18 protein-coding genes and 3 tRNA genes are annotated in these 24,977 nt (G+C 63.2%); 12 read left to right on the forward strand and 9 right to left on the reverse strand.

Translation table 11 applies throughout. From position 1 onward, the window contains the following. Positions 1 to 34 precede the first annotated feature (34 nt). Complete coding sequence (ppa, locus tag CXY70_RS17175; protein ID WP_104126063.1) at positions 35 to 526, forward strand: inorganic diphosphatase; 492 nt, start codon at positions 35 to 37, stop codon at positions 524 to 526. Between the two features lie 81 nt (positions 527 to 607). Here ppa and CXY70_RS17180 read toward each other — a convergent pair whose 3' ends face one another. Beyond that, a complete protein-coding gene (locus tag CXY70_RS17180) occupies positions 608 to 2,029 on the reverse strand; it encodes an NlpC/P60 family protein (protein ID WP_233206003.1) in 1,422 nt (473 codons plus the stop codon). After that, on the reverse strand, positions 2,022 to 3,362 hold the full coding sequence (locus CXY70_RS17185; protein WP_233206004.1) for a M23 family metallopeptidase: 1,341 nt from the start codon (positions 3,360 to 3,362) through the stop codon (positions 2,022 to 2,024). The genes CXY70_RS17180 and CXY70_RS17185 overlap by 8 nt, the downstream gene beginning before the upstream one ends. A gap of 266 nt (positions 3,363 to 3,628) precedes the next feature. Between CXY70_RS17185 and CXY70_RS17190 the strand changes: the two genes are divergently transcribed. The 4 genes from CXY70_RS17190 to CXY70_RS17205 all read left to right on the forward strand — a co-directional run bounded on the left by CXY70_RS17190 (position 3,629) and on the right by CXY70_RS17205 (position 4,960). Continuing rightward, a tRNA-Glu gene (locus CXY70_RS17190) sits at positions 3,629 to 3,701 on the forward strand. 85 nt (positions 3,702 to 3,786) lie between these two features. Beyond that, positions 3,787 to 3,860: transfer RNA gene (locus CXY70_RS17195), tRNA-Asp, on the forward strand. 68 nt (positions 3,861 to 3,928) lie between these two features. Further along, positions 3,929 to 4,004: transfer RNA gene (locus CXY70_RS17200), tRNA-Phe, on the forward strand. A 290-nt stretch (positions 4,005 to 4,294) separates the two neighbouring features. Beyond that, positions 4,295 to 4,960 carry a hypothetical protein gene (locus tag CXY70_RS17205; RefSeq protein ID WP_146066174.1) on the forward strand — a complete coding sequence of 222 codons (666 nt, stop codon included), beginning with the start codon at positions 4,295 to 4,297 and terminating at the stop codon, positions 4,958 to 4,960. A gap of 253 nt (positions 4,961 to 5,213) precedes the next feature. On the opposite strand, the gene CXY70_RS17210 is transcribed toward CXY70_RS17205, so the two are convergent. Continuing rightward, positions 5,214 to 6,263 carry a dipeptidase gene (locus CXY70_RS17210; RefSeq protein WP_104193522.1) on the reverse strand — a complete coding sequence of 350 codons (1,050 nt, stop codon included), beginning with the start codon at positions 6,261 to 6,263 and terminating at the stop codon, positions 5,214 to 5,216. Positions 6,264 to 6,748: 485 nt separating this feature from the next. On the opposite strand from CXY70_RS17210, the gene CXY70_RS17215 reads away from it, so the two are divergent. The 5 genes from CXY70_RS17215 to CXY70_RS17235 all read left to right on the forward strand — a co-directional run bounded on the left by CXY70_RS17215 (position 6,749) and on the right by CXY70_RS17235 (position 12,926). After that, positions 6,749 to 8,296, forward strand: coding sequence for a sugar transferase (locus tag CXY70_RS17215; RefSeq protein WP_233206005.1), 1,548 nt, complete (start codon positions 6,749 to 6,751; stop codon positions 8,294 to 8,296). Position 8,297: 1 nt separating this feature from the next. Next, positions 8,298 to 9,551 (forward strand): DUF1972 domain-containing protein, encoded by a 1,254-nt coding sequence (locus CXY70_RS17220; protein WP_104193524.1) that lies wholly within the window; start codon positions 8,298 to 8,300, stop codon positions 9,549 to 9,551. Then, on the forward strand, positions 9,548 to 10,321 hold the full coding sequence (locus CXY70_RS17225; RefSeq protein ID WP_104193525.1) for a CDP-alcohol phosphatidyltransferase family protein: 774 nt from the start codon (positions 9,548 to 9,550) through the stop codon (positions 10,319 to 10,321). The genes CXY70_RS17220 and CXY70_RS17225 overlap by 4 nt, the downstream gene beginning before the upstream one ends. A 128-nt stretch (positions 10,322 to 10,449) precedes the next feature. Next, positions 10,450 to 11,916, forward strand: coding sequence for a polysaccharide biosynthesis tyrosine autokinase (locus CXY70_RS17230; protein ID WP_104193526.1), 1,467 nt, complete (start codon positions 10,450 to 10,452; stop codon positions 11,914 to 11,916). Continuing rightward, on the forward strand, positions 11,916 to 12,926 hold the full coding sequence (locus CXY70_RS17235; RefSeq protein WP_233206006.1) for a glycosyl transferase: 1,011 nt from the start codon (positions 11,916 to 11,918) through the stop codon (positions 12,924 to 12,926). The genes CXY70_RS17230 and CXY70_RS17235 overlap by 1 nt, the downstream gene beginning before the upstream one ends. A gap of 24 nt (positions 12,927 to 12,950) precedes the next feature. Here CXY70_RS17235 and CXY70_RS17240 read toward each other — a convergent pair whose 3' ends face one another. The 4 genes from CXY70_RS17240 to CXY70_RS17255 all read right to left on the reverse strand — a co-directional run bounded on the left by CXY70_RS17240 (position 12,951) and on the right by CXY70_RS17255 (position 19,517). Then, positions 12,951 to 14,030 carry a glycosyltransferase family 4 protein gene (locus tag CXY70_RS17240; protein ID WP_104193528.1) on the reverse strand — a complete coding sequence of 360 codons (1,080 nt, stop codon included), beginning with the start codon at positions 14,028 to 14,030 and terminating at the stop codon, positions 12,951 to 12,953. Further along, complete coding sequence (locus tag CXY70_RS17245; RefSeq protein ID WP_104193529.1) at positions 14,023 to 14,997, reverse strand: glycosyltransferase family 2 protein; 975 nt, start codon at positions 14,995 to 14,997, stop codon at positions 14,023 to 14,025. Before CXY70_RS17245 ends, CXY70_RS17240 begins: the two co-directional genes overlap by 8 nt. A gap of 78 nt (positions 14,998 to 15,075) precedes the next feature. After that, positions 15,076 to 18,663 (reverse strand): PKD domain-containing protein, encoded by a 3,588-nt coding sequence (locus CXY70_RS17250; RefSeq protein ID WP_146066175.1) that lies wholly within the window; start codon positions 18,661 to 18,663, stop codon positions 15,076 to 15,078. Positions 18,664 to 18,782: 119 nt separating this feature from the next. Next, positions 18,783 to 19,517 (reverse strand): hypothetical protein, encoded by a 735-nt coding sequence (locus CXY70_RS17255; RefSeq protein ID WP_104193531.1) that lies wholly within the window; start codon positions 19,515 to 19,517, stop codon positions 18,783 to 18,785. Between the two features lie 201 nt (positions 19,518 to 19,718). On the opposite strand from CXY70_RS17255, the gene CXY70_RS17260 reads away from it, so the two are divergent. After that, the gene (locus CXY70_RS17260; protein WP_104193532.1) at positions 19,719 to 20,792 is read left to right on the forward strand and encodes a glycosyltransferase; all 1,074 of its coding nucleotides are present in this window, start codon (positions 19,719 to 19,721) and stop codon (positions 20,790 to 20,792) included. Between the two features lie 95 nt (positions 20,793 to 20,887). On the opposite strand, the gene CXY70_RS17265 is transcribed toward CXY70_RS17260, so the two are convergent. Further along, positions 20,888 to 22,720: a hypothetical protein gene (locus CXY70_RS17265; RefSeq protein ID WP_146066176.1), complete on the reverse strand. Its 1,833-nt coding sequence runs from the start codon at positions 22,718 to 22,720 to the stop codon at positions 20,888 to 20,890. A 266-nt stretch (positions 22,721 to 22,986) separates the two neighbouring features. On the opposite strand from CXY70_RS17265, the gene CXY70_RS17270 reads away from it, so the two are divergent. Beyond that, positions 22,987 to 23,505: an adenylyltransferase/cytidyltransferase family protein gene (locus tag CXY70_RS17270; protein WP_104193534.1), complete on the forward strand. Its 519-nt coding sequence runs from the start codon at positions 22,987 to 22,989 to the stop codon at positions 23,503 to 23,505. A gap of 92 nt (positions 23,506 to 23,597) precedes the next feature. On the opposite strand, the gene CXY70_RS17275 is transcribed toward CXY70_RS17270, so the two are convergent. Continuing rightward, complete coding sequence (locus CXY70_RS17275) at positions 23,598 to 24,836, reverse strand: right-handed parallel beta-helix repeat-containing protein (RefSeq protein WP_146066177.1); 1,239 nt, start codon at positions 24,834 to 24,836, stop codon at positions 23,598 to 23,600. Positions 24,837 to 24,977: the final 141 nt, after the last annotated feature.

The raw sequence follows: 24,977 nt of genomic DNA on the forward strand, positions 1-24,977 counted from the left end.
TAGCGGCAGACTTTGATCAAGGGAGAAACCAGCCATGGCCGAATACGACGCAGTCATCGAAATCCCTCGCGGGAGCCGCAATAAGTACGAGGTAGACCACGAAACCGGTCGCGTCTACCTCGACCGCGTGCTTTACACGAGCTTCATGTACCCCACCGACTACGGCTACTTCGAAAACACGCTCGGCCTCGACGGCGACCCCGTTGACGTTCTCGTACTGCTCGATTACCCGCTGTTCCCGGGCGTAGGTGTCTCCGTGCGTCCGGTGGGCGTCTTCAACATGACCGATGACGGCGGTTCCGACGCCAAGGTCATCGCCGTTCCGGCAGGTGACCCCCGCTGGGATCACATTCAAGATGTCCTCGACATTCCGGAGTATACCCGCAAGGAAATCGAGCACTTCTTCGAGCACTACAAGGACCTCGAACCCAATAAGTGGGTCAAGACGGAAGGCTGGGGCGACGCCGCCGAAGCCAACCAGATCGTGGTCGACGGCATTGCAAAGCTGGCCGACGAGGGACACTAACCCTCACCTTCAACGAAGGCCCCCGTGTTGCTCGGGGGCCTTCGTCGTACCTACGGCCAGACCGGCGGTACGAAACCGGAGCTAGGCTGCGGGGCGGCCGACGTACGGTGCAACGGCCCACGACGACCAAATACTGTGCACACGCACGCGCGCCGAGGGGTTGGGGGCTTCGAGGACCTGGCCGTTACCGACATAGATCGCCACGTGGTAGTAGTTGCCCGGGCTGCCCCAGAACACCAGGTCGCCCACCTGAACCTGGGCGAAAGAGACGAGATTGCCCTGCCTGGCCATGGTGTTGTACTGGTTCGTGGCTGAATGGGTGCCGATGTACACGCCGGCGGCTGCATAGGCGGCCTTGGTCAGGCCGGAGCAGTCCCACGAGTCGGGGCCAGAACCCCCGAAGACGTAGCGGTCGCCGAGCTGGCCGCGGGCGAACGCGAGGGCTGCGTCGACGATGCTCGCGTTGGGTACCGCAGCTGGCGCGGCCGATGCAGCGGGCTTCACTGGCGTGGCGGGCGTGGCGGGCGTGGACGGCGTGGACGGCGTGGACGGTACAGCGGGCGTCACCGGCCTGGCCGACCCGGAACCAGATCCTGATCCCGAACCGGCCGTTGCCCCGGCATCGCGAGCGGGTTGCGCGGGTGCGGCATCCGCTATTGCAGCAGCGGATGCTTGCGCTTGTGCGAACGCTTGAGCCGCAGCGGCCTCGTCCTCGCCGACGTGAAAGCTGCGCTCGGCCTCGGCCGTGGTGTCTTTGAGCAGGGCGAGTTGTTCGAAGAGTTCAGTCGACTTGCGCTGCTGGGAGTCGTAGGCGACCTCGGCAGCGTTCGAACTCGCCGTGGCCGCATCGAACGTGGTCTTGGACTCTTCGGTGAGCCGTTCGCGTTGCTCGGTCGCTGATGCCGCCTGCTCGCCGAGAGACTCCGCCGCATTCTTGTCCTGCACGGCCTCGGTGTAGATCTGCTCCGACTGTTCGCTCAGCTTGCTGGCCGTTCCCAGCTGGCCGAGCAGGTCATCCGCGGTGCTGCCGTTTAAGAACAGGTTGAGTGACAGACCGCTGGCGCCTGACTTGGCGAGGTGAGCGGCGATGAGGCCGGCACGCATCTTCGATGTTGCAGCGGTGGCTTCGGCGGTTGCAGCCTGCTCGCTGAGGCTGGTTTCGCGCAGGGTGGCGGCGTTCAGGGCGTCCTGCGTCACACGGTAAGCCTCGGCCGCAATCTGCGCGGTCGTGACGGCCTTCGCGGCCTGGCTCGCCAGACCGTCGAGCAGCTCGCCGAGAGTCGCAATCTCGGCTTGCTTGGTCGACTCGTTCTGTTTAGCCTTCTCGACGTCGTTCCAGCTCGGATAATCCGGGGCGGCGAAGGCGGCCCCGCCGGCTGCGGCAACGGATGCTGTGACAGCCGAGACCGCGCCGATCGCCATGGCGGAAAGTAGCCGCTTCGACTTGGTGCGAACCTGTGCGCGTGCAGCGTTGGTGGTCTGTGCGGTGGTGCTCTTAGCCAAGTGATGCTCCCCGGTCGGCCATGAATGGAACGGGATTGATGCGGTTTCCACCAATCCACACTTCGAAGTGCAGGTGGCAGCCGTTGGCTGCGCCAGTGTCGCCGGAACTGGCGATGACCTGCCCAGCCGACACTGACTGTCCGACGCTCACGTTGTACCCACCATCACGAATGTGGGCGTAGCCGGTTGAGACGTTGTCGCCGTGGCTGATCTTCACAAAGTTTCCGTACGTGCCGAGGCGGCCAGCCCAGGTGACGACGCCATCATGGGCGGCGTAGAGAGGCGCACCGCAGCCGGTGCCGAGGTCGGTGGCGTAATGAAAGCTTCCGCTGCAGTCACCACCCTTACAGATGACCGATCGAGGGCCGTAGCCACCGGTGATGCGGCCGCTGGCCGGAACCCCCCACCCGGTCATGCTCACCGAGCCACCAGAACCACCGCTACCGGCACGCGCCGCTGCCGCTGCCCGTGTCGCAGCCTCAACCTCAGCCGCAACACGAGCCGCTTCAATCCGGGCGCGTTCGGCGACTCCAGCTTCATACCCCGCTGTTGTGGTGGCCTGGGCGTCGCGCATGAACTGCAGTTGCTGTTCGAGTTCCACGCTTTTGACTTCGGACTCGGCGAGCGCGTTCGCCGCTGCTTCGGCCGCAGCCTGGGCCACGGCGAGCGCAGCCTCGGCGGCGACGCGCAGCGTCTCACGTTCGGCTTGCGCGACTTTGGCCTGGTCACCGAGCGATTGCGCGTTATTCGTGGCCGATTGCGCTGATTCATAGACGTCGGAGCTGCGCTCGACGAGCTTGCTCATGTTGCCGAGTTTCGCCAGCAGCAGGTCGGCATCGGCGCCATTCCCTTCGCCCTCTAGGAATAGGTTCACGCTGAGATCGGTGCCGCCGGTGCGGTAGAGCTGGGCGGCGAGCTGACCGGCCTGTCTGGTGGCGGCATCCGCTGCGGATTTGCTCGCATCAGCCTGGGTCTGGATATCTTCGGCACGGCGGGTGGCGTCGTCAAACTCCTGCTGCGCGACCTCGAGCTCGCTGGCGCTTTTTTCGGCAGCGGCTTGGGTTTCTTGCACCTGCACCTGTAGACCGGCAATGAGATTCTCGATGGCGGTCACCTGCGCCGCGGCCGAAGCCGTGTTCGCCTTGGCATTTTGCAGGTCCTGCCAGGACGGATATTCAACGGCGCTCGCTGGAGCTACGGGGCTTATCAGGGTGACCAAGAGGGTCATGGCGGCCATGATGTTGGTCAACGCCAGGGTGTGCCTGGGCCACGGATTGGTCGCACGCAAGCGACGGGTGGGCAGGTCAGTCTTGCGGCCGGCCACGGTTCTCATGCGAATCATTGTTTCCCAACAGGCTTATAGCAGTCGCCACGTGCGCCGAGGCAGACTCTTGAGCGTAACAAGGCGAACAGGATTCACCCAGTCTTACCGGCGAATCTAACCCGCGAAGTAGCAGCTGGCCCGCCCATTCGCGGGCGCGCTGCAAATTAGCATCGAAAAATACTTGCCATTCACCCAAATGCTGCGCGTGCCGATTTGGCCTTCGCCCCACAAGACCGTATGCTTACTCTTCGGCAGCCATGAACATTGTGGCTCACGGCCCCATCGTTTAGCGGCCTAGGACGGCGCCCTTTCACGGCGTTAACACGGGTTCGAATCCCGTTGGGGCTACGCAAACTGCACGTGCACGAAGTAGCAAAATAAATAGAATAGTCTTACCAAGTGCCTCGCACACAGATTCACATTTTCACATCGAGGCCCTGTAGCGCAGTTGGTTAGCGCGCCGCCCTGTCACGGCGGAGGTCGCCGGTTCAAGTCCGGTCAGGGTCGCAAAGAAAATAGCCCTTTCGAAAGGAAGGGCTTTTTTCTTAGAAGAGGCGTTTATTGCGCAGCTTCGGGGCCCTGTAGCTCAGTTGGTAGAGCGTTCGACTGAAAATTGAAAGGTCACCGGATCGACGCCGGTCGGGGCCACCACCGCCACTCCCTAGGAAACACTGGGGAGTGGCTTTTTTTATGCCTATTTTTGGCTCCGATTCGGCCTCATTTTCGTCCAGTGAACACATGTTGAACACAAAATGGAACACTCCTATTGAGGGCACCCGCAACGGCGTCTAAGTCGTCGTCAAAGAAGTCGGCGTAGACGTCATAGGCCAGCAGAATGATGACGACTGGACCACGGATTGCCCCGTCACTCTCGGTCATGTCGGGGTGGCCTGAACCTACCTGTCAATAAGACCAACGGTGCTCTGAGTAGACTCGGGCGCATGGCAAGCTCACAGCTTCGTGATCGCGCAATGTTCCCGGCTTCCCTCGCGCTGTTGATCGGAGGTGGGCTACTGCTGACCTCGGTCGTCATCACGGTAATTGCGCAGCCCACGCTCTTTCCATACGCCGAGATAGTGGGCCCTGCTCTGTTTTCCGCCGCTCTGTTAGTGTTCGCCTTCGGCGTGCGTGGGGTCGGCAGTGTCACGGCGCGCCGCCCTGTCGGCACTATCGCTCTCGCTGTCTTGGCTGCCTGGCTTCTTCTTGGGTCCGTCCTGTACCGCCTTATTGGTGACGTCTTCTCTAACGACCCTGCTCCGACCGCGCTCATGGCCTTTGCCTACGCGGATTCGTTCGTGCAATTCGCTCTCGCAGTGGTCGCAGTCATGCAGATCGCCCGGCTCGGCGCCGTGCCTGCTCCGTGGAACTGGGTGCCAATCGGGATCGTCGCGGCGGTGACCGTGACCTGGCTGCTACTGCAGGTGCTGGGCGGAGGCTCGGCCACCATATACGGGCCCAATCTTCTGACCTGGCTCCTGACGGGGCTGGACGGCCTTGCCCGGATCGGCGGCACAGTACTGCTCGGTGTAATCGCCATCGTTCTCGCCGACCGCGTCAATCGTCGGGCGACCGCTGATGTACCTTCGGTGTCCGAAACGCAGATCTGAATTCGTCCCGTTCCGAGCCCCGCAGGCGTCAATCTTTTCACGAGCGCGCGTCCATGTCCGTGGCCCGTCAGTGACGGCCCGCCTGACAGCTGCTCGAGATGATCGCCGCCAGGTATTCCGAGGAGGTGGGCGAACCCGAGCGGAGCCGAACCTATTGGGGGACCAGATCGTTTCGACTGCATGTCCCGCATTGCCTAAGCCAGAGCGGCCATGGGTCGTCCGGGGCTACGTTTAGCGACCTGGTTCAACTGCCTTAAGCCACGAAGGCGCGGTAGGCGGGGTCGTTGGCGCGAAGTACGCGCAGCACGTTCTGGGAGCCCAGCTTGGCGAGATCGGCGTCGCTCCAGCCGCGGCGCTCGAGCTCGGCGAACAGGTTGGGATACTCCGCCACATTGGCCAGTCCGACCGGCATATCGGGGCAGCCGTCAAAGTCGCCGCCGAGACCGATGTGATCGACGCCTGCCACACTGCGGGCATGCTCCACGTGGTCAGCGACGTGCGCCACGGTCACCACCGGCTTCTCCCCCACCGAACCGTTGTCCTCCCATCTGCGGTAGTCGGCCGAGAGGAAGGCCGGTACAAAGGTGAGCATCTGCACACCATCGTTGGCGGCGAGCTGGGTAAGAATCGCGTCGGGCACGTTGCGCGGGTGAGGATTGAGGGCGAAGCATGAGGAGTGGCTGAATAGAACGGGAAGCGTTGTGGCATCGAGGGTGTCCTGCATAGTGGCAGCAGAGACGTGCGAGAGATCGACCATCATTCCGATGCGGTTCATCTCCGCGATAACGGCCCGGCCACGATCGTTGATGCCATCGTGTGTTGCCTCGCCGACGGCCGCATCGGCCCACTCCGTTGACGAATTCCAGGTCAGTGTCATGTAGCGCACGCCCAATCGGGCGTATTCACGCAGCACCGCGAGCGAGTTATTCATCTGATTGCCGCCCTCTACCCCGAGGAGCGACGCGATTCTTCCGCCGCGCTGGGCGCGGTCGACGTCATCAGCGGTGACGGCTCGCACAAAGTCGTTGGGGTACGCGGCAATCAAGCGGTGAATAAAATCAATCTGCTCGAGCGTGGCCTGCACCGAATCGGTGCCCGCAAGGTCGGTGTGCACCCATACTGACCAAAACTGCCCCTGCACCCCTCCGCGACGCAGTTTGGGAATATCCGTCTGCAAGCGACTGCGGGCAGAATCATGCTCAGAGTCCAGCCCGGAAACGGAATAATCGCGGTGTTCCCGGCACGACCAAGCCAGGTCGTTGTGTCCGTCGACAACGGCGAATTCCGGATTTCTTACGCTCATGTGGACTCTTCCCGGCAATCGAGGCGAAATACCAGCCTAAGACCCGCAACCTCGGTCACTTGATGCGCCCCGGCCGATCGAGTCGGCCGTGCCAGAAACCTGCTTTGTGCCCCTTACACCGGGTCGATACACGGGAGTAGCCGAGCGGCGGATGCATCCGGTTTCGCTTGCTCGCCAAGCAGGGAATTTTGACCCCTGTTGAGGTTACAGCGCCGACGACTTGAATCGGGGTAGTCTCTGCCAGTAAGTTGCTGAGAAAGAATCATTTTCATACGCCGCACTTCACCGACCGACAGGTGCCAGCATCGCCACCTCGTCACTATGACCACCTGTTCCTGTAAACCCGACTGCAGGGAATGAAACCGTGACATCCACCCCAACCCGCCGAACAGCTCCAAGAAGCCGCTCCACGAATCTCCGGTACCGCCGCACCACAACGACCATACCCGGCACCACATGCACGTTTGACCGCAGGGGGATAACGCATGAGTGAATCAGATTCGCCCGCGTCGTTTCCTCAATCTCTGCCGCCTCGCCGCACCCCGAAACTTCGGCTCGTCGATCGGGCGATGACTTCGCAGGCTGATATTGCGGTCGATACCCCCTCGTTGGGGCTGATGTGGGCTCGGCGTTACCGCACCAAGCTGCGGCTGACCGATGTTGTGGTCATTGTTCTCGCAGTTGGTGTTGCACTGGTCTTTCGGTTTGGCGTGGACGGCATTCCAGCCGCGACTGGATCGTTCAGTGCCAACTACTGGCTCGTGTCGCTTCTCATCGTGGCGACCTGGCTCACGACCCTCGAGCTTTTCCATACTCGGGACTCCCGCGTCGTAGGTGTCGGGGCGAGCGAGTATAAGCAGGTCATCAATGCCAGCGCTGTGACCTTCGGCATGCTAGCCATCGCCTTCCTAATCCTTCACATCGACATCGCCCGCCTCTATTTCGTCCTGGCGCTTCCGCTTGGAATTGTCGCGCTCGTTCTCGAGCGGTGGCTGTGGCGCAAATGGCTGCTGCACCAACGCAAGTTCGGCCACTATCTCTCTCGCGTGATCGTTGTCGGAAATCGCGACGACGTGGAATACGTGATCAGCCAGATCGATACCAAGTCCGGAGCCGCGTACTACATCGTCGGCGCGGCTTTGGAAGACGGTGTTGGTGACGAGATCTCAGCCGGCGAGCGTCTGGTGCCGATCGTGTCGGATTTCGAGCATGTCGCAGCGGCGGCGGCCTCTATGGGCGTCGACACGGTCATCGTGGCCGGGCAACCCAGCGGCGGCAGTTCTTACATTCGCAACCTGGGGTGGGACCTCGAGGGCACTTCCGCGGAGCTTGTTCTTTCCAGCCGGCTGACGGATGTCGCGGGTCCCCGCATTCATTTCCGGCCGGTTGACGGCCTTCCGCTGATCCATGTCGAAATCCCCCGGTTCGAAGGGGGCCGACATGCCCTCAAGCGCACCCTGGACATCGTCACAACAGCTTTCGCCATGCTGTTCCTACTGCCTCTGCTCGCCGTGATCGCCCTGTTCATCAAACTGGACAGTCCCGGTCCGGTGCTGTTTCGGCAGGAGCGATGCGGCCGCAATGGGCAGACGTTCCGCATAGTGAAGTTCCGCTCGATGGTTCAAACAGCGGAAGACGACCTGGCCGGCCTCCTCGACCAGAACGAAGCCTCCGGGGTGCTGTTTAAGATTCGTAACGACCCGCGAATCACCAAGATCGGTCGCGTGCTGCGCAAATATTCGCTCGACGAGCTGCCGCAGCTATGGAACATTTTTGTCGGAGAGATGAGCCTCGTGGGCCCGCGTCCGCCACTGCCCGAAGAAGTCCAGGTCTACGAAACCCACGTGCACCGCCGCCTATACATCAAGCCAGGTCTAACCGGCATGTGGCAGGTCAACGGACGGTCCAATCTCAGCTGGGAAGACAGTGTTCGTCTCGACCTGTATTACGTCGAGAACTGGTCGCTCGCGGGCGACCTGATGATCATCTGGCGCACCCTCAAGACCGTCATTCAACCAGTAGGGGCGTATTGACATGACCGCGGGCATCGAACACACTGCGCCCACCAGCCACCGGCGTCTGAGCATCGCAATGATCGGTACCCGCGGAGTTCCCGCAGCCTACGGCGGCTTTGAAACCGCCGTCGAGGAAATTGGCCGCCGGCTCGTCGATCGTGGTCACGACGTGACCGTCTATTGTCGCCGCACCGCCCAGCCGGTGCCAAAAGAGTACCTCGGCATGAAACTCGTCGAGCTGCCGGCACTGCGCCACAAAATTCTTGAGACCTTGAGTCACACGGGGCTGTCGGTCTTGCACGCCACCCTGCACCGTCCGGCCGACGTCGCATTCGTATTCAACGCTGCCAACGCCCCGTTCGTGCCGCTGTTGCGCCTACGCGGAATCCCCAGCGTCGTGCACGTCGACGGTCTGGAGTGGAAGCGCGACAAGTGGGGCGGCGCCGGTCGACGCTACTACCGCTGGGCCGAGCAAGTATCGGTGCGCGAAGCTGACGCCCTCATCGCCGACGCGCAGGGAATCGTTGACTACTACCGGGACGAGTTTTCCATCCCGACAGAACTAATCTCGTACGGCACCCGAATTTTGCACGATACCCCGGCAGATCGGCTCGCTGAACTCGGCCTTCGCCCGGGCGGCTACCACCTGGTCGTTGCCCGGTTCGAACCAGAAAACCATGTCGACATCATCGTCGAGGGATACCGAGCCAGCGAAGCGCGACTCCCGCTCGTGGTCGTCGGCTCTGCGCCCTATGCGGCCGACCACACCAACCGCATCAGTGACCTCGCCGCCTCCGATTCCCGCATTCGCATGCTCGGCAGTGTGTGGGACCAAAATCAGCTCGACCAGCTCTACAAACACGCCAGCACCTACCTGCATGGCCACTCGGTCGGCGGCACAAACCCGTCGCTGCTGCGGGCGATGGGTGCCGGCACCATGGTCATCGCCTGGGACGTCGTCTTCAATCGTGAGGTCCTCGCCCTAGATGGCGCCTACTTCTCTGGGGCGGATTCCCTCAGCGCCCTGATCGAAGACGCGGAAGTGAATCCCGATCGAGTCGCCGAGGTCGCGGCGGCACTACAACAGCGCGCTGAGCAGCTCTACAACTGGGACAGCGTCACGACCAGCTACGAAAAACTCGCTGGGCGGGTGGCCGTTGGCTACAGCACCCACCGCCAAAGCAGCGGCAGGGCCGGAGTGTCGATGTGGAGCCTTTCCGACAACCTGAGCAAGCAACCGACAACCGCGCCATCCAGGGGGATCACCTTATGACCAGCACCTCAGCCCAAATCGCTCGTTCGACCGAATCGTACTGTGACACCGTGCGCCGTCTGTCGTCCGCCCAGAAAACGGCGGGCCGCGGCGCTCCGGCCTATTCGGTCTACGTGAACCGCCGCGTGGGGCGCTACCTCGCGGCGGGCGCGTTTCGGTTAGGCCTGACCCCCAACAACGTCACGGCCGTCAGTGCGGGCTTCACGTTCTGTGCGATCGGACTCTTGGCTATCGGTGAGCCGAGCTGGTGGCTCGGACTTGTCGTGTGGCTGCTGCTCGCCATCGGGTATGCCTTCGACTCGGCCGACGGCCAGGTCGCCAGGTTGCGCGGCGGTGGCTCCCCTTCGGGGGAATGGCTCGACCACGTCGTTGACTCCATCAAGATTTCAACCCTGCATCTAGCGGTGCTCATCACGATGTTTACACACTTTCCACTTTCCAATTCGATCTGGCTGCTCGTACCCATCGGGTTTGCGGTCGTGGCCGCCGTGTCGTTCTTCGCAATGATTCTGAACGACCTACTTAAGGCCAAGCACGCGCCGACGGCGCCGCTCTCCACCGCTCCCCGCTCCGCGCTGCGGTCATTTCTTGGTCTGCCGACCGACTACGGCATACTCTGTCTCGCCTTCGTGCTGCTGGGCGCTCCGTTAGCTTTTTTTGGCCTGTACAGCCTGCTTTTTGTGGCCAATGCGCTTTATCTCGCCTTGGCGCTCGGCAAATGGTTTCGCGATATGACCGCGCTGGGACGCGCGGAAGTCGCCCGACCGTAGTTCGACATCCGCTGTAACAACGAAGCGACTCTGCCGTGTGCCCCGTTCTGGGGCTGCTTCATCCCACGTTCCGACGTGAGTTTTGATCACCTTGATTGTAGTGTGGGCGCAACCGGACGGAGAAAGCTGTGGAACCAATCGACTATCTGAGAACCATCACGAGACGGTGGCTGCTCATCGCTATTGTGGGCCTTCTCGGAGGCGCGGTGGCGTGGGGCTATGCGACCACCCAGCCGGCGCAGTACCAGGCAACCAACAGCGTCTTCGTGACGAGCGACCGCGGTGAGACCACAGGCGAGCTGTTGCAATCGTCAACCTTCACTCAAAACCTTGTGCAGTCCTACGCTCAACTCGCCACAACACCAACCGTTCTGGCCCCGGTGATCAGCAAGCTCGGATTGAATACTTCCACGCAGGCCCTGGCCTCCCGGGTCACCGCGGAGATTCCCATCAACACTGTTTTCATTAACATCACCGTTACCAGCCGGTCGTCGACGCAGGCCGTGGCTCTCGCTGATGCTGTCTCCGATTCCCTCGCCACCGCGGTCGAAAACTTGGCGCCGAAAGGGCCCGACAATTTGCCATCGATCACGGTGGAGACGGTTTCTCCTGCTCAGCTGCCGGGCAGCCCGTTTGCACCGAATACGCAGCTGATCGTCGTCACCGGATTGCTGCTCGGGCTCGTTCTCGGTGTGCTCTACGCCCTGGCCCGCGAGGTGTTCGATACCCGGGTGAGCACGGAGAAGGACCTCGACCGGGTCTCCTCTGATCCCCTGCTCGGAATGATCGGTCGCAAGAAGCGCACCGACCCAGCAGGTCTGGTCATGCGAGTGATGCCACACAGTGCCCTGGCTGAGGCGTACCGGCGAGTGCGGGCCAACCTGGAATTCATCGACGTGGACAGCCCGCCACGCAGCGCCGTGGTTACGTCCGCAGTGACCCGCGATGGCAAGTCCACGACCGCGATCAACCTTGCCCTCGCCATGGCGGAACGGTCGTCGCGAGTACTCCTAATTGATGCCGACCTACGCCGCCCGTCGATCGCCGAGCTGTGCGACCTCGAAGGCGACGTGGGACTGACGACTGTTCTGCTCGGCGATGTCGGACCCGACGACGCCATCGTGCGCTGGTCGAACGGTATCGACGTGTTGCCCTCCGGCGCTGTGCCGCCCAACCCCGGACAGTTGCTCGGTTCGGCCGCAATGAAAACCCTGATGCAACGCCTACTGCTTGATTACGACTTTATCGTCGTCGATTCCCCGCCGCTGCTGCCGGCCACCGATGCCCTCGGTCTGTCACATCTCACCGATGGCGCCATTGTTGTCGCCCGCTACAGGGCGACCACCCGCCAACAGCTGGCCACTACGCTGGAGTCGCTCGAAGCCGTCAACGCGCGCATTCTCGGCATCGTGCTCAACCAAGTGCGGGAACGTCGCGCTGAGGTGTACTACGGGCCGCTCACCCCAACGGCTGGTGCTGCCGCGCCGACCCCAGGAACGAGCAACCGGGTCACGGCCACCCGAGCACCTCGCACCACCTTTGATGAGACGGGCCGTCGCAGCGCCCGCACGTCGGAACCTACTCGGTCGTCATAGTGCGGGTCCTCCAGTCATTTCCGGAGGGTCGCACGACGACGAATCCCTACCTGCTGCAACTGAGCCGGTCGCTCAGCCCACACGTCGAGGTGCTTGGCTTCACTTGGCGGCGGGCCCTCACCAGCCGTTACGATGTGTTCCACGTGCACTGGCCGGAATTACTATTGCAGGGTCGAACACCGGTGCGGGCGCTGGCCAGACGGATGTTGTTCCGCCTGTTCCTGCTGCGTCTGCGCCTGTGTCGTACGGCGGTGGTGCGAACGCTGCACAACCTGCGCAGCCACGACCTCTCACCGCGGCATGACCAACGCTTACTCAAGCGTTTCGACCTGCGCACAACCCTGTGGATCAGGCTCAACCCATTCACACCGGTGCCCGCTGACGCGCTCGAACACACCATCCCGCACGGCGACTACCGAGACTGGTACTTCGACGTGACGTCAGGCACGCCCGTACCTGGTCGGCTGCTCTACTTCGGACTCATTCGCCCATACAAGGGTGTGGACACCCTCGTGCACGCCTTTCAGCAGCTGGGCACCGGGCTCCTGGCCGATCCCCTGCCGACGCTGCGTATCGTCGGGGCTCCCCAATCCAGCGACCTGGCCAAGCAGCTGCGGCTGACCGCGGCTGACGACCCACGCATCGAACTTGTGCTGCGCCATGCGAGTGATGCCGAGCTGGCCGGCGCCATCCACGCAGCCGAACTGGTCGTGTTGCCGTACGCCGAGATGCATAACTCCGGCGCAGCACTGCTGGCCCTCTCTCTCGACCGGGCAGTATTGGTACCAGAAAACGCGGTAACGACCGCACTGGCCGACGAGGTCGGCACTGATTGGGTACTCACCTACACCGGGCCGCTGTGCGCTGAGGTTCTGGCCGATGCGCTCGTGCGCGTGCGGTGGCCGCGGAGCGCCCCTGCGCCCGATCTCTCGCACCGCCGATGGTCGGTCGGAGCGGCCGCTCACGTCGAAGCCTATGGCAGGGCCGTGCAGTCTGTCCGCTCGCACTAAACCGAGTGATCGGCGGTATACCGCTCAGGCGCCAACGAATAACCAGGCGTCGGCGGCGAGCCGGCCATCGATGGCCGGCAGATCCTCGACTGCAGGGCGAGGGTCCTGTACGGCGCGCACCATGGCATCCGCTAGCAGCTGCGGGGTGCATCCCGGCGCGACCACCTCGTGGCCGTGCGCGTTGAGCCAGGACGCGAGCCCGGTTTCGGTCGTGGTCACAATCGAACAGCCGTGCGCGAGACCCTCGACGATCGGCAGGCCGACCTGTTCACGCCAAGTGGCGGTCGGTTGACTGGGCAGGGCCAGCACGCTGGCGCGGCGCAACTGTCGGTGAATCTCGCTGCGTGGCGGGTCGATGACAAGCTCGATCGTTGGGTCGTTGGCGACGGCCTGCCGCGCCTGATTCTCCAGTGCGCCCTTGCCAATCACGGTGAGGCGGGCCTCGGGCAGCGCTTTGGTCACCAGCGGCCACGCCGCGAGAAGGCTGGGCAACCCTTTGCGCTGGGCGAACGCACCAAGAAAAACCACCCGGTTCATCTCAGGGTCGCCGTCAGCGATGCAGGCGCATGCGGCCGGCAAGGCCGGAATAACGACCGAAGCGGCATCCCGAGCGGGTTCGGGCAGGGCCGTGCGGTACGTGACGCGTGCCGCATCCGTTCCAAAAACGATGCGGTCGGTCTGACGCCAGACGAAGCGGGCGGCGATGCCGTTGAGACCGCGACGCAGTCGCGCCCGGATATCGAGTTGGCGTTCGAACGGGTCAGCGTTTTCCAGGGCGTAACACACGATGCTCGCTCGACTACCACCGATCAGCGCCCGCAGGCGGAGGGCGCTGATCGCTAGCGTGCTGGCCCAGACACTCGAAAGCATGAGCGGTTCGCCAATTTCCAGTGTCGTGATCGAGGAGCGAGCCAGCAACCACGCTGCGCGCACGGGGTGAGCCTGCACGAGCACGAGGCCTGTGGCCAGTTCCTCGTGAAAGTCGTACCTCTTAATACGGAACAAAATGGCAGCCGGCGGCAGCTCATGTGCCCGTTCGAGGTGGGCGCTACGCAGCGTGCGGTACAGCCGTGCCCGGTCGGTCAGAATTCGAACGTTAGCCACGCTTGTACTCGTGGTAGACCGAGCCCACCGAACCGGCCAGCATCCCGGCACCGCGGGCGGCTGTGCGCAGGCCTCGGGCGCGCAACGGGACCTGCCCGACGAGGGATCCGGCGAGGTACCGCACGATCCCGCCGCAAACCCGCGCGGCGCCGCGCGCTTGCAGGTTCATACGCACCAGCACGCGTTTGGCATGTTCAGTGTCGTCAAGGTTGATACGACTCCAGGTGTTTCCCATGCGAAACGCGCGTTGCAGCACCCACTCCCGGGTGAGACGATCCGCCGGAACGATATCGATGACGATGGCTTCATCGCACCAGATCATCTGCCCGCCGCGTTGGTGCAACTGCCGGGTAAACAAAGAGTCCGATCCGCCCGACAGCCCGAACCGTTCGTCAAAGCTGAGCCCTAATCGACGCACCTGGGCTAGATCGAGAAGCAGATTATTGGTTGCCGCGAGCGATACCGGCGTGCCCGTAGTGAACCGGCGGCGCTCGAAGAAGCCACCGGCCCGAATCCACTGGTCCGGTTCGATATCGTACTGCGACAGTACCGGGCCGACGACGGCCGCGGGCCGATAGGTCGAGTAGGTATCGAGCAGTTGCACGAGCCAGTGGCTGCTTGGTCGTTCGTCATCGTCGATGAAGATGAGCAGGTCGGCACCCTGACCTTCGTGCAGCGCTCGATTGCGCGCCGAGGCGATACCCGGGGTGGGTTCGTGCACGTATCGAATGGGAGTCGCCCCGGTCGATGCGGGCTCCCCGGCTTCTACCCACCGGGTATCGGTCACGAGGGTGCGAGCTCCGGCGTCAGGATCGTTGTCTATGACGATGATCTCCACCGGTGCCAGCACCATGCCGGCCTGGTCGAGCAGTTCCGGCAGGAGTTCCTCGAGATCGGCCGGGCGTCGATAGGTCAGCACCGCAATCACTACGCGCGGGTCACGTGTGGATCGATGGACGGATGACATACCCAAACCCCTCTGTAGCGATGAAAACGATGCTGGTGGTGCTGTGTGAAAACGAGAAGGTCGGGATTGGGGCGCGGTTCAATTGGCTCGCTTCACGATCAGGTCATCGAATGTCGCGGTGACGGGCGTCACGGTAGCAGTCGACCCCAGATAGAAGGCCAGACCAACGGCACCGGGTGTCTGCATCGCAGCGGTCGAATCGGTCACCGTGGTCTGCCACGCCGACGGTTCCGGTGTGCCGAGGGCCCAGACTTTGGCACGAATTGTCGTCGGGGCCGAGCCGATGACCTGAACGCGCAGTTGCACCTCGGTTCCGGTTGTGTAGGTGAGGCCGGAGATGTTCTGGGCCTTCAGGGTGGTAGCCCCGCGCATGAGCTGCAGTTGCACAACTCCGGTCGACAGATTCTTCATGCGCACCCGGTAGTCGTCCGTGCCGACCCGGCGGCCGATCAGCGAGGTGAACGCGCCGGAACCGGTCGCATCCTGCTGGAGGGTCGTGGTGACGAGCATGTCAGTGTCGAGCAGGGACACGCCAGACAGGTACGCATTGACGGTGCCTCCGGCAGCGGCCTTAAGGCGGCCGACTCCGCCACTGACCGAGTAATTCGATGCCGTACCGGTCGTCGTCCAGGCTCCTCCGGTGTCGGCGGTGCCCAGGCCGGTTGCCACGGTGCGGGAGAATGCGTCGGTGGCCAGCGGGGTGTTCGGGTCGACTGCCGGAACGACAACCGCCTGCCTGGTTTGCGCGCTGGCGGAGGAATTATCGGTCACCGTCAGGGTCACGTCGTAGGTGCCCGCAACGGCGTAGCTGTGTGAGGCGGTCACACCGCTGCCGGTGCTCCCGTCGCCGAAGTCCCAGCTGTAGCCGGTGATGGTGCCGTCGCTGTCGGCGGAAGTGGAAGCATCCGTCGCCACGGCGAGCGGCGTGGCCTGATAGCTGAAGGCTGCTGTCGGCAGCGCGTTGGCCGGCGGGTCGGTGGCATCAATCGTACGGGTGGTAACCGTGCTCGCCCCGGAGTTGTCGGAGACGGTGAGGGTGACCGGGTAGCTGCCGGACGCCGCGTAGGAATGCGTTGCAATGGCTCCGATTGCGGTGCTGCCGTCGCCGAAGTTCCAGGCATAGCTCGTGATGGCGCCGTCGGAATCGGTCGACCCGGTGGCATCAACGCTCAGGTCACGGTAGGTGATCGCACTGCTGAATGATGCCGTCGGCGCAACGTTGGCGGGCGGCCCTGACCGGCCGATCGAGTTGTGCCGGGCGATGGCACTGGCACTGAGGGCTGTGCCGTAGACGGCGACCTCGTCGATGTCGGCGGCAATGTAATCACTCGCCGGCCGGCTGGTCCACCCGCTGAGATTGTCGCCTCCGATGCGCCAGAAGCCCTGGATCGGTGCCGCCGATGTCGTGTCGGTGCGCTGTGCCACGAGAGCACCGTCTACGTACAGCGACATGCCTGCGGCCCCAACCGACGCCACTACGTGGTGCCACTGGCCGTCGTTGTACGACGCGGTTGTGTTCACCGTTCGCAGGATTCCGGGCTTCACTCCGAACCAGAGACGTCCGGCGTTGTCCATGTAAACGTGACGGTCATAGGCCGTCGATGCACCGCTCGCCGCACTTCCGAGCCCGATGATCTTTCCACCACGGGTCGTGGTGGTCTTCATCCAGGCTTCCACGGTGAAGGCGCCTCGAGGAGTCTCGAATGCGGATGATGCTGCCGTACCTACGCTCGTACCGCTGAAGCGGGACGCTGTGCCCGAGTCTGCAGCAAGCGCGCCCGGCACGTTGCGGATGACGCCGGTGCCTGCGGTCTCGTTTGAGGCCGCAGCCCAGTCGTAGGCTGTCGTACCGCTGGATTCGCCGAGAGGCCAGTACGACGAGGGCGAATCGCTCTGCACGGTCTTGGCGTAGGCGTTGTACTCGCCGGATCCAGAGACGGTCACGCTGGTGGGGTTGCCGGTTTTCACATTACCGAAGGGGTCCTGCACCCGCACGCGGTAGACGTAGGTCTGGCCCGGCGTGAGTCCGGTGTCAGTGAAGCCCATGGCCGGTCTGGACCAGTCGGTCGAGAGACCCTTCACCGTGCCGACAGAGACACCGTCACGCAGCACCTCGTAGCTGAGCTGTTCATTGTCCCGGTCGAAGGCTGCCTTCCATCCGATGCGAGCGGTACCGGTCGAGAGCGAATCGGCGGTCGGCACGAAAGCGGATGCGGCAAACGCCGCGTTCGCGACGCGCGGTCCTTCCTTATTGGGTGCAATCGCCTTGTTCGCAAAGCGCACCAGGCCCTGCTGACCTTTATTGTTGACGTTGGTGAACTCACCACCGTAGAGCAAATATTCATTATTGGCTGTGATGGTCCACGGGCCCTGACCCTGGCCGGTGAATTTGCCGGAGTTGATCTCGGGGTAGAACGTGAGCAGGCTGGGGCTCGGTTTTGCGGTGAAGCTGGCGTAGCTGCCGACTGCATTCGGGGTGAGCGTGCTGGTGGCTGCCATGGAGAAGGTCAGGGTGCGGTGGTAGGAGCGGGGGCTGGTCTCAACCGGGCCGCCGAGATTACCGAGATTGCCGCAGTAGTGGGGGTGGCCCGTCGTGTAGACGGCACCGGCGATTGGAACGACGGAGTAGGTGTCTCCGTGACAGTCCTCCAGCCAGACGAGCGAACCATCACTCCAGTTTGCCCGGAAGGTGCCTTCGAAGTTCGCTCCAATGCCGTAATCGTAGCCGGTGCCAAAAGCGCCGTCGGCCGAGGAGGACAAGCTGGTGATAGCTCCATTCACACCACCGTTACGAACCACGGCGTTCACGGCCCAGGGCAGCGACGCACCGGTGACCGAGTCCGTCGCGGCCATGCCGTAGCCGGGAGCAGCGCCGCCGTTATACGCGGTGAAGGAGCCTCCGATGAGAACTTTAGTGCCGTCCGGCGAGATCGCCATGGCGTTGACCGACCCGCCAGTCGGGTCGCCGGTCCAGTCGCGGATGGCACCGTTGGAGGCGGCGAACGCCGCCATCTGGTTGCGCGAGACCCCGCTCGCCGAGGTGAACACGCCGCCCACGTAGACGGTGTCGCCAAAGATTGCCAAGGCCTTTACCGAGGCGTTGGCGGTCGGCGCCCAAGATGAGACGAGCGACCCAGTGGCGGTGTCGAACGCCGCTAGGCGGTATCGGGCCACACCGCCGACGGCGGTGAAGAATCCGCCAGCATAGAGCCGGGTGCCGTCGGCGGAAGCAGCGAGCGATCGGACCGCACCGTTGAGGTCGGGATTGAAGCTCGCTACCAGGACGCCGGTCGTGAGGTTGTAGGCGAGCAGGTTGTTACGCACCACCTCGTTTACACCGGCGGCCGAACCGGCCGGTCTGGCCCTGGTGAACTCGCCGCCGGCGTAGACGGTGTTGCCCACGATGACCTGGGACCAGACGACGCCGTTGATCTGGGCCGTGGGCAGCGCGTCGGCCGCGAAAGTCGCGGGAGTGCCGGAATCCACTGGAGCAGTGTCGGCCTGAGCGGCGAACGGCGCGGTCAGGATTCCGGCGAGCACGGCAAGGATGGTGACCAGGCTGAGCCAGCCGGCGCGCAGCGTGTGAGCAACCCGCGATCGGGGCTCGTCGCGCATCGCGACCGTGGACGGGTTTACGTGCAGGCGAGACGCAGGGAGAAGTCGCACGATGATTCCTTACTCGGGACGAGGTGCCGGGCCGTCGGGTAGCCACCGCATTATTTGGAGTATAGTGAGAATCTTTCATGGATGGCTGCCCCCTATCCGGGGCACAGTCGCAGGGATACTCAGCGCGGGGCGGCACCCTCAAACAGCACGATCGGCACGCCTGCGGAGTAATCCACGGCGATGCGCACCTGGTCGCGCTGGTCATTCGGCACCGCGAAAACGAAGACCCCTTGCTGGGTCGCCCCCGCTGCGACCGATTCCGGGAACGGCGCCCCACCCGACGCCGTCAATTCAGTCGCCGGACTCTGCTCCGCACCGAAAAACAGGTTGACCACCGTTGAGGTCAATGACACGGCATCGGCCGTGTCATTGCGCACGGTCACGGCGAAACGCAGGGAAGGCCCACCCACCTCGCCCGGTCCGCGCGCGACCCCGTCGACGGCTTCGAGGGCGCCGATGCTGAACACCACACCCGGAACGGCCGCAGCGGAGTCGGTCAGCGGTACCGGCGCCTGCTCGGCGGGCGGAGCAGGAACGGCCGCGGCAGCCTCGGTCGGCTCGGGCGGTGCGGGCGGTGCGGGCGTTGTGGCAGTCGGAACCGCTGTAGGTGATGGGTCGGGCGATGGCACCGCTGTCGGCGTTGCCATCGTCCCCGAGCTCGGCGCAGGGCCGTTGTCACTTGCGACTGTATTCGGGCCGCCGCTGTTCGATGCGGCGACACTAGCGACCACGAGTACGACGATGAGTACTGCCAGCGCAGCGGCTGCAACGATCCACCAGAAGCGCCGCCGAGGAATCGAATTCCCACCCACGGTGGGACCTGTGTTGTTATCAACGGGGTGGCGCACTGCCATGGTAAAACTCCAGGTTGCTGGTCACACGATCGGGTCAAGTTCTTGGTGTAGCTATTAATACGGTGCAGTCATTAATACACGGGACGCGCCCGCATTCCTAGGGGGCAGCTGGACCCCATACGGGGGCACCCGCTCAGGCTGTACAGTGTGGAACTCCGGCATCCCCGGCAACACACCAAACACTCGACCGAGGCGACAGACATGAAATTTGCCATTTTGCACGGCAGCAATGATGCCTACGGTGCCAGCAAGGTGCTCTGCCAGGAAGTCGAGTGCTTGGTCCGCCTGGGGCATGAGGTGCTCATCGTTGTTCCGCACACCGGTCCGTTGTCCACGGACCTTGCCCGGTTCGGCGCATCAGTTTCGGTCGTAATTGATTCGTCACTGGTAGTGCTTCGTCGAAGCAAATTGACCGACCTACTGCACCCGCTCACCTTACGACACGACGTGGCACTCGCAGACGTCGTTGTTTTGTGGACCCTGGCCCTGAGCGCCTACATCCCACTGCTACGTCTGCGTCGCCGACGCTTCTATGTCTCGGTGCATGAACTCCTCTTAGGGCGAGTCGGCGGCCTGCTCGTGCGCACAGTGCTGGCACCCGGCACCTTTCCGGTGTGCGCGTGCAGTGGGGCCACTGCCGAGTGGTTGCACACTCAAGGCGTTGGGTGGGACCGTCTGACTGTCACATCTCCGGTCTTCAGCGCCGTCGAAACCGTACCGATGCGTGCCGTGCACGACCCGCTGACGTTCGCTGTCGTCGGACGCGTTAACGGGCACAAGGGACATCTGGAGGTGGCCACGGCATTTCAATCGACGACGTTGTCCGGCCGGGACTGGCGGCTCCTGCTCTTCGGCGCGCCGTATCCCGGACAGGATGAGGCTCTTCAGGACGTGATGACGCTGGTCAATCGTGACCCGCGCATCGAGTACCGCGGAGAAGCTGCCTCGGTGGCGGCCATCGCGGATGAGATCGATGCCGTGGCCTGTTTTCCGTCTACACCCGAACCGTTCGGGTTGGTACCGATCGAAGCCTGGCGCGTCGGCCTGAGATCGGTTGGCTTCGCGGACGGCGGCGCTGGAGAAGTCCTTCCGGTAGTCGGCGGCATTGGGGTACCGCGCACAGATTCCCCGAACCGGGACATCACCGGCGCACTCCTTGATTTGGCCGTGACGTTGAAAGAGCACCCCGCTTTGCCAGAACCTGCCGCGGTCAACGCACTTTTTTCGCAGGAGCGTCGCCGTGACCTTATTGCCCAGGTCGTCACCAGAAGCTAGAAACAACACGGCACGGTCTTCCACAGCGCAAACCGGAAGGGACCGCCCTGTTAGCGGGCGGCCCCTTCAGGTTTGATGCACGACTAACCACCGCGCTAGGCGGCTGGCACCTCGGGCAGCGGCGCGGGCGCGTCATCCGGCACCGGTTTGGTTCCTGGTTCCTGCTGCACCCCCGGTTCCGGCACGACATCCGGCACGACATCCGGCAGGGGAGCTACGTCGGGCACCGGAGCGACATCCGGCGTCAGCGTTGCGTCGGGGGCCTGCGCCGGCGCATCCGGTGTGATGGTCTGGTCGGGAGCCGTCTTGATTGCCGCGCCGGTCGCCCTGATGCTTGCCGACGATCCGGTCACAGTATTACCGAACGGATCGGTCGCCCGCACTTGGTAGGTGTAGGTGGTGCCACCCGATCGCCCGGTGTCGGTCCAACTTAGGGTCGGCCGCCTCCAGTCCACGGAGAGGCCCGTCTGCGTGCGCACGACGACTCCGTTTCGCAACACCTGATAGGTGAGCTGCTCGTTGTCACGGTCATAGTTGGACTTCCAGGTGACCTTCACAGAGTTGGCACTCGGGATGCTGAGCGTGGGCCGAAAACTCGTGCCCGTGGCCTTGGGGCCTTCCTTGTCGGGCGCGATGGACGACACGGCAAAACGCGTGAGACCCTGTTGACGTTTGTTGTTCACGATGGTGAATTCGCCACCATAGAGAACGTACTGGGAGTTCGCCGCGAGGTTCCACGGGCCCTGGCCCTGCCCGGTATACGTACCGGTGTTGATGTCGGGGTAGAACGCCAGCAGGGTGGGGCACGGCCGGCCCCCGAAGTTAAAGTAACTGCCCGTTACATTTCGAGTGATAGTGCAGGTGGCTGCTTTGCTGAAGGTCAGTGTGCGGTGATAGCTACGCGGCTTCGTCTCCGGAAACCCTCCGATATTTCCACAGAAGTGGGCGTGGGCGGTGGTGTACACGACGTCGCCGACTGGTACAGCCGAATAAGTATCGCCGTGGCAGTCTTCGATCCAGACGATATTCCCGCTGCTCCAACTGGCCCGGAACGTTCCCTCGAACATTGCTCCCGCCCCAAAATCGTAGCCGGTGCCATAGACACCGTCGGCATCGGAGGTGAGGGAGAGGATAGCCCCGTTGGGGCCGGCATTCTTGATCAGCTTGCCAATATTCCACGCGACGGCGGCTCCGGTGCTCGAGTTCGTGGCGGCCATACCGTAGCCGGGTGCCCTAGCTCCGTTGTAGGAGGTGAATGAACCGCCGATGACGACGCGGTCGCCGTTCGGTGAGATTGTCAGCGCATTGACGGCACCATCGGGAATGGTTCCCTTCCAGGTTCCCAATGCACCCGTGGAAGCACTGAAGGATGCTGCCTTCTGACGACTCTGCCCGCTGGCCGACGTGAAACTCCCGCCGGCATACACCGTACTGCCGAAGGCACCGAGGGCACGGACGGTGCCGTTCGCCGTCGGCGTCCAGTCGGACAGGAGCGCCCCGCTCGCCGTGCTGAATGCCGCGAGCCGCGAGCGGGAGACTCCGCCGACGGTACTGAAGCCACCACCAACGTAGATGCGGGATCCGTCGGGGGAGGCGGTAATCGCCCGCACGACACCATTCACGCTGGGATTAAAGGATGTCATCACTCCGGTCGACAAGTTGTAGGCCATGAGATTATTGCGGGACACCTCGCTCGTTCCGGCTGCGGCTCCGGCGGGACGCGCCCGGGTGAATTCACCGCCGACGTAGACCGTATTTCCCACAATTACCTGCGACCACACGACGCCGTTGATTTGCGCTGTGGGCAGGGCATCCGCTGCGACGGTCTTAGGGGTGGAGGCACTGGGGGGCGCGGTGTCGGCCTGGGCCACTCCCGCTCCGGTAAATATCGCACTGGCCATTACGGCGAAGGCGACAACGGCTGTCACGGGGGAACGGAAACGCCACGACATAAAGGAGCCTCATCTTCTCGTTTTAGGGGGCTCGGGTCGACCCCAGCAATTTTCGAAGTATACTCAGTTTTCCGCTTTCTCCTACCGCAAAATAGCAGTTGCATCCCCAAGATGAACGAGCCGCACAGCACCCTAGTCAGGCCAGCCAATAAACGTTAGGATTTCTCATTGCCTCCCCTGACCCTCCTCTACTCGACTGCTGCCGCCCTCGCTGGGTGGCCTGAAAGAAATCTGAGTACTTTATGGCTGCAGGACAGTCCTTTTCCCCGGATTCAGACATCAATTCAACGAGACCTCTCCGCATCGGCTATGCCGCAGGCGCTTTCGATCTTTTTCACGTGGGCCACCTCAATATTCTTAAGCACGCCAAAAGCCAGTGCGACTACCTGATCGCTGGCGTCGTGTCCGACGAAATGCTGGAGCTGACCAAGGGCGTCACCCCGGTCGTTCCACTGTTCGAGCGCCTTGAGATTGTGCGGCATATTTCATTCGTCGATGAGGCCGTCGCCGAAGTCGTGCAAGACAAGATGGAGACGTGGCGTCAGCTGCGTTTCGATGTCTTCTTTAAAGGCGACGACTGGCGAGGAACCCCACGTGGCATGCACCTCGAGCGCCAGTTCGCCGCTGTCGGCGTTGATGTGGTCTATTTTCCATACACAGTGAACACCTCGAGCACGATGTTGCGTCGAGCCCTGGACGCGCTGACGCGACCGGATGCCGCTTCCCGCTGGCAGGCCCGAGCGATTGAAGGCACTTCCTAGCATCGAACAAGCTCCCCGGAATGGCGGGAGGGCGGGTTCCTCGTGCAGCGCACAAGGAACCCGCCCTTTTTAGTGATTCCTGGTCGCCCCGGTCACCCGGCGTGAACCACGACCAGGGTGTCATCGGGCGTGTAATAGTTGCGCGCCATCTTCACCTTCGTGGACGAACGCGCAATCACCGCACAATCGTCGACCCGAGTATTGCGACCAAAAGTATTATCCGTGATGACCACGCCACGCAGGGGGCCGTGACTTTTCTCAGCGAGGTTGATCGAGCATCCGCCACCGTCGACGACATTGTCCGTGATGGTGAGGTTCTCTACGTCACCGCGGTCCTGGGTGACCTGCACGGACGCGTTCCAGGCGTCGGTCAACCGATTGCCTTCGATGAGGATGTTGGACCCTTCCTGGATTTGGATGGCATCGTCATGACTCGGCGTGCCGCCCTGGTTCGGGTCCCTCTCGTAGTGCAGGTTGTCATGAAGCCATGAGTCCGTGATGGCAACGTTTCCGCCCGTGATGTGAATACCGTCAATGACACCGTGAATGTTGAGGCGCGTTGCCTCAAAGTTGTAGCCGTAGATTCCCTGAACATCGGGTGATGGCGTGGATGGGAACAGCTCGGTGTCGATGATGCGCAGATTTTCGTAGCCGCCGAGATTGCCGATGAGGGCCATCGGCCCGTTCAGATCTCGTCCGCGCACGATCGAGTTCCTGATCGTGACATTGGGCGCTTCGACTTTAACCATGCCGCGAATGTCGAGGCCATCAATGACGGTTCCGGCCCGCGTGATGGTCAGGTCGCCGTTGTGCACCGTCAAATCGGTGCCGGCCGGTACACCGGTGTTGCGCTCGTTGGGTGTGCCGCCGGTTGACGGCGGCGAGGGTGCCGGAACGGGTGCCGGCACCGGCGCGGGCCGCGGGACAGGCACCGGTGCGGGGGTAGGGGACGGAACCGGAACGGGAGCCGGGGCCGGCACCGGCACCGGCGCGGGCACGGGCACGGGCACGGGAGCGGGAGCGGGCTGGGGGTCCGGGCCCACAATCGGATCCGGAGCCGGCGAGACCGGCGGAAACAACTTCGCCATGAGCCAGCGCAATTGGGCCGGGGTCAGGCCCAATCCCGGAGTGGTTTCGGCCACGGGGGGGGCCGCGGGCTCGGCACCCCACGGCGTGATCGCATACTCCTCTCCTGGCTGTTGTGCGGCCTGGGCCGGACCGATGCCAACGAGGGCGTAGATCAGCCCCAGCGCAACAGCGGCGACAGCCGTCGCGCGCGCGCGACGGAAGGGAGAACGAGCTTCCTTGAGGGCGGGCAAGCCAGTAAACATATTCGGGTTGAGTTTCATAGAGGCAATTTCGTGTCCTGCACACGTTTCGGGGCGTGTTGGGCGGGGCAGCTGAAGGGAGCCGCCGGTCGTGGGTACAGCATTCCGTATCGACAAGAGCGGGTCAAACGGAAGGTTATGAAT

The organism is Cryobacterium sp. Y82, from assembly GCF_002929495.1.
GTDB lineage: Bacteria > Actinomycetota > Actinomycetes > Actinomycetales > Microbacteriaceae > Cryobacterium > Cryobacterium serini.

Bases quoted from the DNA above. Each gene is read 5' to 3' on its own strand.
- CXY70_RS17255 (WP_104193531.1), bottom strand. From the start codon at position 19,517: ATGGCAGTGCGCCACCCCGTTGATAACAACACAGGTCCCACCGTGGGT.
- CXY70_RS17270 (WP_104193534.1), top strand. From the start codon at position 22,987: ATGGCTGCAGGACAGTCCTTTTCCCCGGATTCAGACATCAATTCAACG.
- CXY70_RS17220 (WP_104193524.1), top strand. From the start codon at position 8,298: ATGACCGCGGGCATCGAACACACTGCGCCCACCAGCCACCGGCGTCTG.
- CXY70_RS17210 (WP_104193522.1), bottom strand. From the start codon at position 6,263: ATGAGCGTAAGAAATCCGGAATTCGCCGTTGTCGACGGACACAACGAC.
- CXY70_RS17185 (WP_233206004.1), bottom strand. From the start codon at position 3,362: ATGAGAACCGTGGCCGGCCGCAAGACTGACCTGCCCACCCGTCGCTTG.
- CXY70_RS17260 (WP_104193532.1), top strand. From the start codon at position 19,719: ATGAAATTTGCCATTTTGCACGGCAGCAATGATGCCTACGGTGCCAGC.
- CXY70_RS17225 (WP_104193525.1), top strand. From the start codon at position 9,548: ATGACCAGCACCTCAGCCCAAATCGCTCGTTCGACCGAATCGTACTGT.
- CXY70_RS17245 (WP_104193529.1), bottom strand. From the start codon at position 14,997: ATGTCATCCGTCCATCGATCCACACGTGACCCGCGCGTAGTGATTGCG.
- ppa (WP_104126063.1), top strand. From the start codon at position 35: ATGGCCGAATACGACGCAGTCATCGAAATCCCTCGCGGGAGCCGCAAT.
- CXY70_RS17275 (WP_146066177.1), bottom strand. From the start codon at position 24,836: ATGTTTACTGGCTTGCCCGCCCTCAAGGAAGCTCGTTCTCCCTTCCGT.
- CXY70_RS17205 (WP_146066174.1), top strand. From the start codon at position 4,295: ATGGCAAGCTCACAGCTTCGTGATCGCGCAATGTTCCCGGCTTCCCTC.
- CXY70_RS17215 (WP_233206005.1), top strand. From the start codon at position 6,749: ATGAGTGAATCAGATTCGCCCGCGTCGTTTCCTCAATCTCTGCCGCCT.